Origin of the sequence: Pseudomonas sp. AG1028 (assembly GCF_007993955.1) — a bacterium.
GTDB lineage: Bacteria > Pseudomonadota > Gammaproteobacteria > Pseudomonadales > Pseudomonadaceae > Aquipseudomonas > Aquipseudomonas straminea.
Genome location: NZ_VIVP01000005.1, coordinates 194236 through 208065, shown reverse-complemented (window position 1 = coordinate 208065; position 13830 = coordinate 194236). Strand labels below are relative to the sequence as shown.

At 63.6% G+C, this 13830-nt stretch carries 4 protein-coding genes; 2 read left to right on the top strand and 2 right to left on the bottom strand.

The window, feature by feature from the left end:
* Position 1: 1 nt before the first annotated feature.
* Both FB481_RS09880 and hexR read right to left on the bottom strand, forming a co-directional pair.
* Positions 2 to 190, bottom strand: coding sequence for a PA3496 family putative envelope integrity protein (locus FB481_RS09880; protein ID WP_093501123.1), 189 nt, complete (start codon positions 188 to 190; stop codon positions 2 to 4).
* Positions 191 to 501: 311 nt separating this feature from the next.
* Positions 502 to 1374, bottom strand: coding sequence for a transcriptional regulator HexR (gene hexR / locus FB481_RS09875; protein ID WP_093501121.1), 873 nt, complete (start codon positions 1372 to 1374; stop codon positions 502 to 504).
* Positions 1375 to 1529: 155 nt separating this feature from the next.
* Between hexR and zwf the strand changes: the two genes are divergently transcribed.
* Together zwf and FB481_RS09865 are read left to right on the top strand one after the other, a co-directional pair.
* Positions 1530 to 2987 (top strand): glucose-6-phosphate dehydrogenase, encoded by a 1458-nt coding sequence (zwf, locus tag FB481_RS09870; protein WP_147176217.1) that lies wholly within the window; start codon positions 1530 to 1532, stop codon positions 2985 to 2987.
* 481 nt (positions 2988 to 3468) lie between these two features.
* The gene (locus FB481_RS09865) at positions 3469 to 13812 is read left to right on the top strand and encodes an Ig-like domain-containing protein (protein WP_147176216.1); all 10344 of its coding nucleotides are present in this window, start codon (positions 3469 to 3471) and stop codon (positions 13810 to 13812) included.
* The last annotated feature ends 18 nt before the right edge of the window (positions 13813 to 13830 follow it).

Here is a 13830-nt window from a genome sequence, read left to right as displayed (position 1 = left end):
ATCAGTGCAGGCGGCGCGATTCGCCCGCGAAAGGATCATGAAAACTGCTGATTTCCGATTGCAGGCGGCGATTCTCGCCATAGGCCTCGATGGCGCGGCGATAGCGCATACGCTGCTCGTCGAGCAGCTTGCGGCGGGCTTTCACCACGCTCTGTTCCGGGTGCAACGCTTCGTCCACATGGCGAGCCATGGCAGGTCTCCAGGTTGATTACGGGAGACTAGCTTCCGCGAATGCGATGACAGTTTGAGGAACAAGGCGTGACGCCTGGGTGACGAGCTCGCGGCTGTTCACGATCTAGACGCTATAAAAGCGGCTGCTACAAGGCAGAAGCAGACATCCAGCGAACTCGTGGGAGGGGCTTTAGCCGCGAGTTTTTTATCAGCGCAAGCAAAGAGCTCGCGGCTAAAGCCCCTCCTACAAAAGCCACGCCTTCACCGGCCGCTCTCACCACTTAGCTGTCGAAATCGACGAACCTGGGCTGAAAGACTTTGAACAGATTCTTAGGCGCCGTCTTCGTGGGCCCTGATCGACTTGGCCGACAGGCGCAGACTGCGCAGGCTGCGTTTGACGCTCTTGAGGTGGTTGACCAGGCTCGGGCCGCGGGCCATGGCCACGCCCATGGCGAGCACGTCGATCACCACCAGGTGAGCGATACGCGAGGCCAGCGGCGTATAGATCTCGGTGTCTTCCTGCACATCGATGGCCAGGTTCACCGTGGCCAGCTCGGCCAGCGGCGTCTGGCCCGGGCACAGGGCGATCAGCGAAGCGCCGGCCTCGCGTACCACGTTGGCGGTGATCAGCAGGTCCTTGGAACGCCCGGACTGGGAAATGCACACGGCCACGTCGGTCGGCTTGAGGGTGATGGCCGACATTGCCTGCATGTGCGGGTCGGAATAGGCCGCGGCATTGAGCAGCAGGCGGAAGAACTTGTGCTGGGCGTCGGCGGCCACCGCGCCCGAGGCGCCGAAGCCGTAGAACTCGATGCGCTGCGCATGGGAGCAGACGGCGATGGCCTTCTCCAGCGCCACCGGATCGAGCTTCTCGCGTACTTCCATCAGCGTGTGCAGGGTGGTGTCGAAGATCTTCATGCTGAAGTCAGCGACCGAATCGTCCTCGTGGATCGCGAACTGGCCGAAGCTGGCACCGGCGGCCAGGCTCTGCGCCAGCTTGAGCTTGAGATCCTGAAAGCCGCTGCAGCCGATGGCGCGGCAAAAGCGCACGATGGTGGGCTCGCTGATCCCCACCGAATGGGCCAGCTCGGCCATGGAGCTGTGCATGACTGCCGCCGGGTCGAGGAGCACATGATCGGCCACCTTGAGTTCCGACTTGCGCAGGAGGTGACGTGACTGGGCGATGTGCTGCAACAAATTCACGGGCTGGGACTCGACTGGCAAAGGATGGTTACGCCGGCTGGACGTTGAAGCGTCACGACTCGGTTATGATCGAGGGACTCCGCCGGGCTGTAGTGATCTTGTAGTTATACTACAAGCCTGGCGACCTCGCACGAACAAACCGAATCGGAGTTCCCATGCAGAGCAATTGCTGCGACATGCTGGTATTCGGCGGCACGGGCGACCTCGCCCTGCACAAGCTGCTTCCAGCCCTCTATTACCTGCATCGCGGCGGCCGCCTGCATCGCGACACGCGCATCCTCGCCCTGGCGCGCAGCAGCCACACACGGGCCGCCTACCAGGCCCTCGCCGAGCGCCACTGCCGTGCCCAGGTGGCCCGCGCCGATTTCGACGATGACACCTGGAAGAGCTTCGCCGAGCGTCTGGACTACTTCCCCATGGACGCTTCGCAGAGCGCCGACTTCGGTCGCCTGGCCAAGGCACTGGGTAATGATCGAGAGCGCGTCAGGGTCTACTACCTGGCTACTGCACCGGATCTGTTCGAAGCCATCGCCTCGCACCTCAAGGTTGCCGGTCTGGCTGGTGCAGGCGCGCGCATCGTGCTGGAAAAACCCATCGGCCATTCGCTGGAATCGGCCCAGGCGATCAATGCCGGCATCGGTGCGATGTTCGATGAGTCTCAGGTATTTCGCATCGACCATTACCTGGGCAAGGAAACCGTGCAGAACCTGATGGCGCTGCGTTTTGCCAACGCGCTGTTCGAGCCGGTGTGGCGCGCCGGGCACATCGACCATGTGCAGATCAGCGTGTGCGAGACCCTGGGTGTGGAAAACCGCGGTGCCTACTACGACAACGCCGGCGCCATGCGCGACATGATCCAGAACCACCTGCTGCAGCTGCTCTGCCTGGTGGCCATGGAAGCGCCGGTGCGCTTCGATGCCGAGTCGGTGCGCAACGAGAAGGTGAAGATTCTCGAAGCCCTCAAACCCATCACCGGTCAGGACATACGCGACAAGACCGTGCGCGGCCAGTACACCGCCGGCAAGATCGGCGGCCAGGAAGTGCCCGCCTACTACTTCGAGAAGAACGTCGACAACGACAGCGATACCGAAACCTTCGTCGCCGTGCAGGCCGAGATCAACAACTGGCGCTGGGCCGGCGTGCCGTTCTACCTGCGCACCGGCAAGCGCCTGGCTCGCAAGACCTCGGAAATCCTCATTCAATTCAAGCCCGTACCGCACCAGCTGTTCGGCAACGGCCAGGCCAACCAGTTGCTCATCCGCCTGCAACCCGAAGAGCGTATCAGCCTGCAGTTGATGGCCAAGAACCCGGGCAAGGGCATGCGCCTGCAGCCGGTGGAACTGGATCTGAACCTGGCTGATGCTTTCAACAAACAGCGGCGCTGGGATGCCTATGAACGGTTACTGCTGGATGTGATAGAGGGCGACTCGACGCTGTTCATGCGCCGCGATGAGGTCGAAGCAGCCTGGCAATGGGTCGACCCGATTATCAAGGGCTGGCAGCAGCACTACCAAAGTCCGCGCCCTTACGCTGCAGGCAGCAACGGGCCGGAACAACTTCAGCGCCTGCTGGAGCGACACGGGCGGCAATGGATCGAAGAATCCGACTTGTGATCAATATACTAACGGGCTGCCACCAACAGCCCGCCTTTGCTGTCAGTCAGCAATAAACGTGTATTGCTGTAAGCCTTTTGCTATTAAAAGTGCGATATAAAAGCGCATTCCGATTAAATGATTTGAACTTTATTCCTGCGTAGTCACTGAAATAATTTCACAACTTTTCATTCGGCGAAGATCATTTTTTATCGAGCAGATCTGTCGGCAAACGACAATTCCATTGATTATAAATTTATATATAAAACAATAAGTTATGACCTAAAAAATAGAAAATCTCAAGTAATCAGGTTATTTTAAATGTCAAAAATCACATGAGCTTTTGATTTTTATACATAAACGGCATTAAAACTACCTTTTAAAAAAGTGCTCGCCCGCTACGTTTAAAACTTGTCGAGTTCTATCCAGTGCAACGCCGAATTGGATTTGCCTGTGCAACGCAACTCGCCAAGTTTGAAATCACGTAATTGGGAGATGCTTCATGGCAGTACAGGCGAAAGTCGCGCCTATTGGCCAGCAGGTCAGTCAGGCCAATACACAAGTGGTCAGCAACACGCTGCCACTTTCCGAAAGCAGCCATGTCGCCCTCAACATTCCTCCCGAAGCGGTAGCCCGTTATACCCGTGATGGATCCGACCTGATCGTCCAGATGCAGGACGGTGAGGTGCTACGCATCAGCAATTTCTACGAGGCGGCCGAGCAACCCAGCCAGCTCTATCTGGTCGGCGAGGAAGAGCAGTTGATGGCCGTGGATCTTTCCCAGGCCGCGGCTTCCGATGGCGTTCTGGCCGCCTCCTATGCTTCGGAGGGTACTCTCTCCGGCTTTACCTCACTGACTTCGATAGCAGGCGCTGCTGGCAGTACCTTGGGTCTGGGCACTGCTGCGATGATTGGCGGTGTAGCGGTTGCAGGCGGAGTGGTAGTGGCCGATGAGGTCAGCCGGCGCAACAATAGCACTAACAACAACGGGGGCAGCAGCGCACAACCGCCTGTGGATAATCAGCCCCCGGCGGCGGCGACCAACCTGCAGCTCAGCCAGGACAGCCGCTTCCTGACCGGTTTTGCAGAGCCCAACGCCACTGTCAGAGTGGATGTTAACGGCACGCTGTTCACGGTGGCTGCCGATGCCAACGGTCAGTTCCAGGTGCAATTTCCAGCACCGCTTACAGGCGGGCAGACCATCAGCGTGGTGGTGATAGATGCTGCAGGAAATGTCGGCCCATCGGCGTCGCTAAACGCTCCACTGGTGATACAGCCTTCGACGGTGGAGCCCAGTGATGGCAGCCAGCTCAACGGCTCGGCAACTCCCAACGCCACTATCATCCTGATGCATCCTGACGGCCAGGAGCTGCATAGAACCACTGCCGACACGAATGGGGAATGGCGCTGGGAAGGGCCACCCGTATTGCCCCATGGAACGATTGTGGACGTGCATACCATCGCCCCTAACGGCGTGCCTCATCCGGTGATACGGGTGGTTATCGACAGCACGCCGCCAGCCCCACCGACGGTGGAAGCCAGCAATGGAACATTGCTGGTTGGCACGGCAGAGCCGGGCAGTACCGTCGCACTTACGATCGACGGGAATGCACCCGTTACAGTTACCGCAGCTGCAGACGGCACCTGGTCTTACCAACCTTCCCCCGCGCTGGCCGACAACACTTCAGTCATAGTTACGGCTACCGACCGCGCTGGTAACAAGAGCGAACCCAGCGAGCTCCGGATCGACGCACAGGCTCCTGATCAGCCCACCATCAACAACAGCAATGGCACGGTGTTCAGCGGCACCGCAGAACCAGGCAGTACCGTCATTCTGAGCAACGCCAGTGGGGTTTTCGGCCAGGCACTGGTCGATGGCAATGGCAACTGGCATTTCACTGCCAGCCCGGCGATCGCCAATGGTGGCGAGGTGAGCGTGGTGGCCCGTGACCCGGCTGGCAACACCAGCCCGCCGCAAACAGTGGTTGTGGATAACGCATTGCCCAACGCGCCGGTGATCGCCACAAGCAACGGTACGGTGATTTCCGGCACGGCGGACGCCGGTAGCCTGGTCATCGTCAGCGCGAACGGTGCCGAGATTGGTCGCGCCACAGCCGGCCCCAATGGCGCCTGGTCGATCACCCCGTCTCCCGCACTGACCAACGCGACGGTCGTCACCGCCGTCGCCAGCACAGCCGCAGGCACCAGCGCTGCCACCACGCTGATCATCGATGCCGCGCAACCCCTGCCCCCCGTCGTGCAGCCGAGCAACGGCAGTGAGCTAAGCGGTACCGCCGAGCCCGGCGGCAAGATCATTCTGATCTACAGCAATGGCGACCTCATCGGCCAGACCGTGGCCGATGCCGATGGCAACTGGAATTTCATTCCCACCACACCGCTCGCCGATGGCGTCAACCTCGAAGTCGTGGTTCGCGATGCCGCTGGCAACAACAGCGACCCTGCTGCGGTGCAGATCGACCGGACACCACCTGCCGCTCCTCAGGTCGAACCCAGCAACGGCATCACGCTGAACGGCAAAGCTGAAGCAAACAGCACCGTGGTCATCACAGGTCCCGGCGGAATCCTCATTGCCGAGGTGATAGCCGACGGTAACGGTGACTGGAGCTTCACGCCCGATGCGCCTCTCGCCGATGGCACACCGCTGACAGTCATCGCGCGTGATCCGGCCGGCAACGTCAGCCCACCCAGCAATCTGGTGATAGATACCGAGGCGCCCGCAGCGCCGATACTGAACCCTACCAATGGTGTCCTGCTGAGCGGTACTGCCGAGCCGGGCAGTACGGTGATCATTCGTATCGGCACTTCACCTGCGACCGAGGTCGAGGTGCTCGCCGATAGCAATGGAACCTGGAGCCACTCCCCCGGCGCACCGATTGCCCATGGCATCACCATCGAGGTTAGTGCCCGAGACGCCAGCGGCAATGTAAGCGATTCTACGATTGGTAGCATCGATGCCGAGGCGCCCAACACACCGGTGATCAACCCCAGCAATGGCGGCCTGCTTAGTGGCACCGCCGAGCCTGGCAGCACCATCACGATCAGGGTGCCGGGCGAAGCCGACCAGACCACCATCACCAATGCCGATGGCATCTGGAGCTTTACTCCGGCCACGCCTCTGGCCAACAGCACAATCGTATCGGTGACCGCGACCGACACGGCCGGCAACCAGAGCACTGCCGCCAGCCAGGCCGTCGATGCCAGCTTGCCAGCCAGCCCGACCATCGAGCCGAGCAACGGCAGCCAGTTCAGCGGTACGGCCACGGCAGGCGCGCTGGTGGTGCTGACCGGCCCGGGCGGCGTTGCGCTGGGCCAGGCCACCGCCGACAGCAATGGCAACTGGGCGATCACACCGCTCAGCCCGCAGCCAAACGGCACCATCGTCAGCGCAACCGTGGTCGCCAATGGCGCCAGCAGCGCACCAGCCACTATAGTGACCGATAACGTCGCGCCAACCGTTCCAACAATCGAACCTAGCAACGGCAGCCTGCTCAGCGGAACAGCCGAGGCAGGTAGTACGGTGATTCTGACCGGCCCAGGCGGCGCGTCTATTGGCCAGGTGATTGCCGACGCCCAGGGTAACTGGAGCTTCCAGCCGGCCACACCGCTGGCCAACGGCACGGTGGTCTCGGCCGTTGCCCGCGATGCCGCCGGCAACCAGAGCGCGGCAACCAGCACCACAGTGGATCGCGTCGCGCCTCAGGCGCCGGTCGTCGAGCAGAGCGATGGTACGCTCCTAGCGGGCACCGCCGAAGCCGGCAGCACGGTAATCGTCAGCGACAGCGGCGGACGAGTGCTCGGCCAAACCACCGCTGATGCCGACGGCAACTGGTCACTTACCCCATCACCCGCACTGGCTGACAATGCCGCCATTACGGTGGTGGCGCGTGACGCCGCCGGTAATACCAGCGCACCGGCCAGTCTTGTCATCGATGCCGCGCCGCCCTCGACGCCCATCATCGAACCCAGCAACGGCATCGTCCTGCACGGTTTTGCCGAGCCGGGCAGCACCGTCACCCTGCGCGATGGCGCCGGCAACCTGATCGCCGAAACCACCGCAGCCGCCAACGGCACTTGGAGCACCACCCTTACCGCGCAGCTGCCGGACGGCAGCCGTGTCACGGCAACTGCGACGGATGCCACGGGCAATGTCAGCCCTGCCGCGTCCCTGACCATCGATGGTGTACCGCCGCCGGCTCCGGCGATCAACTTCAGCACCGGTGCGCAACTGAGCGGCAGTGCAGAACCTGGCAGCACGGTGATTCTGACCGGCGCCAACGGCGCGCTGATCGGCCGGGTAACAGCAGACGCAGGCGGCAACTGGTCGTTCACCCCGGCTAGCCCCTTGCTAAACGGCACCCAGGTCAACGCCGTAGCCCGCGATGCCGCCGGCAACACTAGCGCCTCCAGTAGCGTAATCACCGACAATGTCGCGCCTGCAGCGCCTACCATCACGCCAAGTAATGGCGAGCAACTCAGCGGTACCGGCGAGGCCGGCAGCCTGGTGATCATCAGCGTCGGCGGTGTGGTGGTCGGCCAGGTGCAGGTCAACGCTCAGGGCAACTGGAGCTTCACACCCGACACTCCGCTGGCCAATGGCGCCGCGGTTAGCATCGTCGCCCGTGACCCGACCGGTAACCAGAGCGCCCCGGTGGCCATAACGGTAGATGCCGTGGCGCCCAGCACGCCCACCATCGCCCCCAGCAACGGCGGCCAGCTAAGTGGCACCGCCGAGGCTGGCAGCACCGTCACTCTTACCGGGCCTGGGGGCGTCGCCATTGGCCAGACGACGGCCGACGCCAGTGGCAACTGGTCCTTCACGCCGCCGAGCCCGCTGCTCGATGGAACCCAGGTCGATGTGGTGGCACGCGACGCCGCCGGCAATACCAGCCAGCCCGGTAGCACCGTGGTAGATGCTCAGCCGCCCGCTACGCCTACCATCTCGCCGAGCAGCGGGTCGGGCATGTTGAGCGGCACTGCCGACCCCGACAGCACACTATTGCTGACCATCGGCAATGCCGCGCCGGTAACCGTTCAGGTCAACGCCAACGGCACCTGGAGCTACCCCATCAGCGGCCAGCTGGCCAATGGCACCCAGGTTTCCGTAATCGCCCGCGATGCGGTCGGCAACACCAGCCCGGCGGCGACCACCACCATCGACGCCCAGGCTCCCGCCGCGCCGGTAATCGACCCCAGCAACGGCACGCAGGTGACCGGCACTGCCGAAGCCGGCAGCCTGATCACCATCACCGGCCCCAATGGCTTCAGCCAGACCACAACCGCCGACGCCAATGGCAACTGGTCGATCACCCCGGCAAGTGCGCTGCCCAATGGCGCCCGGCTGACGGTGACGGCTACCGACGCCGTGGGTAATCAGAGCGCGCCGGCCAGCGTGATAGTCGATGCGACCCTGCCACCACGCCCGACCATCGAGCCCAGCAACGGTAGCGAACTCAGCGGTACCGCCCTGGCAGGCGCTACCGTGCAGCTGACCGACGGGACAGGCACCGTCATCGGGCAGGCCGTCGCCGACGGTCAGGGCAACTGGACCTTCACCCCGCAAACGCCACTGGCCAACGGCACCACGATCAACGCCACGATCACGGTGTCCGGCCTGAGCAGCGCACCGGCCTCCACGGTGATCGACAACGTTGCCCCCAGCGCGCCGACCATCGCCGCCAGCAATGGCACGCAACTCAGCGGCACCGCCGAAGTGGGTGCCACGGTGATTCTTACCGGCTCGGGCGGCGTCAGCATCGGCCAGGCGACCGCGGACGCCAATGGCAACTGGACCTTCACGCCCACACCCGCCCTGGCCGATGGCCTGGTGGTGACCGTAGTGGCGCGGGACGCCGCCGGCAACAGCAGTAGCTCGGCCACCACGACCATCGATGCACAGCCGCCGGCCACCCCGACGATCGAAGCCAGCAATGGCGTGCGGGTCACCGGCACCGCCGAAGCGGGCATTACCGTGGTCGTCACTGATGGCAGCGGCCGGGTGATCGGCCAGACCACTGCGGCGGCTGATGGAACCTGGACGCTGTCGCCCTCGCCGGCCTTGCCCAATGGCACGGTGGTCAATGCAATCGCTCGGGACACCCTCGGCAATACCAGTGCCTCGGTCAGCACCACCGTCGACACCGTGGCGCCGGTTACGCCAACCATTTCTCCCAGCAATGGCGTCGAGCTCAGCGGTACGGCAGAAGCCGGCAGCACCGTGCTGATCACCGGCCCCGGCGGTGCAACCATTGGCCAGGTAACCGCCAACGCGGCGGGGAACTGGAGCTTCAAACCCTCGCAGGCCCTCACTGACGGCACCGAGGTCACGGTGGTATCACGCGATGCCGCCGGCAACACCAGCCCATCCGCCAGCACCGTGATCGATGCCCAGGTGCCGGAACATCCGACCATCAATCCGAGCAATGGCGTCTCGCTGAGCGGTACGGCGGAAGCCGGGGCCACCATCGTCCTCACCGGAGCCGGAGGTGTGCCGATCAACACCGGTACCATTACGGCCGATGCCGACGGAAAATGGAGTGTCACCTTGAACCCGGCCTTGCCTGACGGCAGCCTGGTCACCGTGATCGCCCGCGATAATCTGGGCAACGAAAGCGCCCCGGCGAGCATCCTGATCGACGCTATCGCGCCACCCGCACCGGTGATCGCGCCGAGCAACGGCCTGGTCATCACCGGTACCGCCGAAGCAGGCAGCATGGTAACCGTCAGTGCAGACGGCACTGTCATCGGCACGGCGCAGGCCGGTACTAATGGCAGCTGGACGCTCACCCCGAACACGCCAGTAGCCAACGGTGTCAGCCTTACCGCGACGGCAACCGATGCCGCGAATAACGTGAGCACGCCATCTTCAGCGATCATCGTCGATAACCAGGCGCCGCCACGGCCAACCATCGAGCCCAGCAATGGCATCGTTCTCGGCGGCACTGCCGAAGCGGGGAGCACGGTCATCATCACCGGTACAGGCGGCGTCGCCATTGGTCAGGCAGTGGCCGACGGCGATGGCAACTGGTCTTTCGTGCCGCCCGTGGCACTCACCAACAATACCCAGATCAGCGTGGTGGCCCGGGATGCGGCCGGCAACACCAGCCCGGCGGCAAGCCTGGTGATCGACACCGTACCGCCTGCCGCCCCAACTGTTCAGCCGAGCAATGGCGTGCTGCTCGGCGGCACGGCCGAAGCGGGCAGCACGGTGATCATCACCGGTCCGGGCGGCGTGGTCGTTGGTGAGGCAGCAGTGAACGCGGGGGGAGCCTGGACCTTCCCTGTAGATATACCCTTGCAGCATGGCGCCGTGATCAGCGTCAGCGCCCGCGATGCGGCCGGCAATACCGGCCCGGCCACCGCCATCACTATCGATGCAGTCGCCCCCGCCATACCAACCATCGAGGCCACCAACGGTTCAGCTTTGCGCGGTACCGCCGAGGCGGGCAGCACGGTAACGCTAACCGTCAATGGTAACACCATCGCCACCCTGACCGCTGACAGCAGCGGTGATTGGAGCTTCACGCCGGGCACCAGCCTGGCCGATGGCGTATTGGTCACTGTGCAGGCACGGGATGCGGCCGGCAACCAGAGCCCCATTGCCAGCACGAGGGTGGATAACCTCGCTCCACCTGCGCCGGTGATCGCGGCCAGCAACGGCAGCGAGCTGAGCGGTACTGCCGAAGCCGGTAGCACTATACGGTTGAGTGTGGCGGGCGTGCTGATCGCCACGGTGGCCGTGGACGCCAATGGCAACTGGCATTACAAGCCGGCGCTGCCGCTGGCAGACGACACCCTCGTCACGGTGGTTGCCGTGGATGCGGCCGGCAACGTGAGCAATCCGGCCAGCGTGACCGTGGACGACAGGGTGCCGAATCTGCCCGAGGTGCTACCCAGCAATGGCAGCCTGCTCAGTGGTACGGCTGAACCGGGCAGTACCGTGACCATCCGCATTGCGGGTCAGGCAGACGTACAGGTTAACGCCGATGCCACCACTGGCGCCTGGTCACAGACCTTTTCACCCGCCATCCCCAACGGCACCTCGGTCAGCATCACCGCTACCGATGCCACCAATAACGTCAGCGCGCCGGCCATCGTGGTGATCGACGGCCTGGCACCTGCGCTCCCCACCATCGCGCCCAGCAACGGCACTGTGCTGAGCGGCACGGCCGAAGCGGGCAGCACGGTGATTCTTACCGGAGCGGGCGGCGCCACTATCGGCCAGACGATCGCCGATGCTCAGGGCAACTGGAGCCATACGCCTCCGACCCCGCTGACCAATGGCACGCAGGTAAGCGTGGTAGCACGCGATGCTGCCGGTAATATCAGCCCATCCACCAATACGATCATCGATAACGTGGCCCCTGCCGCCCCAACTATCCAGGCCAGCAGCGGCGTGGTGCTGACGGGTACGGCCGAAGCCAACAGCACGGTAATTCTTACCGGCCCTGGCGGCATCCGCATCGGTACGGCGACCACTGACAGCGCCGGCAACTGGACCTACACACCGAGCCCCGCCCTGGCCAATGGCGTGGTGGTGACCGCAGTCGCCCGCGATGCGGCCGGCAATACCAGCACCTCGGTCAGCACCACGGTCGATGCCATTGCGCCCAGCGCGCCCACCATTCAACCAAGCAACGGCACCGCGCTAAGCGGTACCGCCGAGGTCGGCAGCACGGTTACCGTTACCGGCCCCGGCGGCAATGTGATAGGCCAAACGACCACCACTGCCAACGGCAACTGGACCATTACGCCAACAGAAACGCTGACCAACGGCGCCGTTGTCACCGCCGTTGCCCGCGATGCAGCCGGCAATATCAGCACTTCGACCAGCACCACCATCGATACCGTGGCGCCCAACGCGCCCACCATCCAGCCCAGCCGGGGTACGGTGCTCACGGGTACGGCCGAGGCTGGCAGCACGATCATCCTTACTGATGGTAATGGCGCGCAGATCGGCACCACCACCGCTGCCGCCAATGGCACCTGGAGCTTCACACCCGCGGCGCAACTGGCTAACGGCACCGTGGTAAATGCCGTGGCGCGTGACGCGGCAGGTAATACCAGTGGTTCGACCAGCACCTTGGTCGACAGCCAGGCGCCGAGCGCCCCCAGCAATCTGTTCGTCAGCGCTGACGGCACCCTGCTCACCGGGAACGCCGAAGCGGGCAGCCAGGTGCGTATCGTGGTCAATGGCAACGTAGCCAGCCCGATCACCGTGACCGCCACTGCAGCAGGCACCTTCGCAGCGGTGCTGATTCCAGCCTTGGTGGCGGGCCAGCCGATCAGCGTGACGGCCACCGATGTGGCCGGCAACGTCAGCATCTCGGCAGGCACCAACGCGCCCAACCTGTCGGCACCGATCATCAACGTGCCGGAGGCGCTCGACACATACATCAACGCGGCCGAGGCCGCCGACGGCATCCAGGTGCGCGTCGGGTTGGCCACCGGGGTGCGCGCTGGCGACACGGTCACGCTGACCTACACCGGCACCGGCGGCTACACCTTCAACCAGAGCCACACCGTAACAGCGGCCGAGGCCACTGCAGGTGCCGCTGTGGTTTCCGTACTGCCACCAGGCGGCAGTTTTCCACAGGGTGCTGCGTCGGTTACCGCGCATATCAACAACGGCGCCAATTCCCAGGCCGCGAATTTCACGGTCGACACCATCGCCCCTACCTCACCGGTGCTGAGCTTGACTGGCAACCTACTTACCATCTCCAGCGAGCCGAATAGCCAACTGACCGTGCGTATCGACCTGGGCGGCACCGTCGCCACCGCCACGGTCACGGCCAACAATGCCGGGCTGGCCTCAGTGAACCTGCTCAGCGGGCTGAATATCGGCCTGACCTGGGACCAGTTGCTTAGCGCCCAGGTGACAGTGTCTGCCCGGGATCAGGCCGGCAACCAGAGTAACCTGGCCTCTCTGGGCCTGGGCGCCAGCCTGCTGCAGCAACCGATCACCCTCGGCAACCTCGCCGTGGATGCCAACCTGAGCGTACTCAACCTGTCAGCCGCGCGGCTCGGCATCAGCGGCAAGACCGTTGCCGGCGCCGCCCTGGCAGTCGAAGTGCTGACCCCGGCGGGCTATATCGGCCTTGCGCCCTTGGCGGCCGACGCCAACGGCAACTTTTCCATCAACCTGCTCAGCCCCAGTGTGCTTAGCCAGCTCGGTCTGTCGGTCAGCCAGGTTCTCAATCTGGGGGCCGACCTCGCACTGCGTATCACCGCGACATCGGGCAGCAAGACCAGCGGCCAGTACACCGTGGATCTGGATCCATCGGGCCTGCTCGGCCTGGCCATCGGTACCGTGCGCGTCGATGGCACGGCTGCCGACGACGTTCTTTCCGGAAGTGCCACCATCGCCAACGAGCAGATCTTCGCCGGTAACGGCAATGACCTGATCCTCAACGTGGGCGCCGGTGATCGCGTGGATGCTGGAGCCGGTAACGACACCATCCAGATTCGCGCCACCAATTTCGGCAGCGTCAACGGTGGTGCAGGCTTCGACACCGTACTGTTCGACGGCGGTATCGACATCAACTACGGCGCTGCCGGCATCGGCACGCTGAGCAATATCGAGCGCATCGACCTCGGCACCGGTGACTCGGGCAGCACCCTGACGCTGACCGCCGCAGCGGTGGCGTCCATCACCGATGCCAACAACATCCTGCAGATTACCGGGGAGAGCAACGACACCCTGCGGGTCAGCAGCAGTGCCTTGAAGACAGGCACGCAGGCGATTGATGGCATCGTCTACGACGTCTATACCTACGGGAACACCACGCTGCTGGTGGAAGAAAACACGGTACAGGTTGTGGTCAGTTGATAGGGAATTCGTCGTACC

What these genes read in the sequence shown, in the direction of transcription:
- FB481_RS09880 (WP_093501123.1), bottom strand. Translation starts at nt 190, where the DNA reads ATGGCTCGCCATGTGGACGAAGCGTTGCACCCGGAACAGAGCGTGGTG.
- zwf (WP_147176217.1), top strand. Translation starts at nt 1,530, where the DNA reads ATGCAGAGCAATTGCTGCGACATGCTGGTATTCGGCGGCACGGGCGAC.
- FB481_RS09865 (WP_147176216.1), top strand. Translation starts at nt 3,469, where the DNA reads ATGGCAGTACAGGCGAAAGTCGCGCCTATTGGCCAGCAGGTCAGTCAG.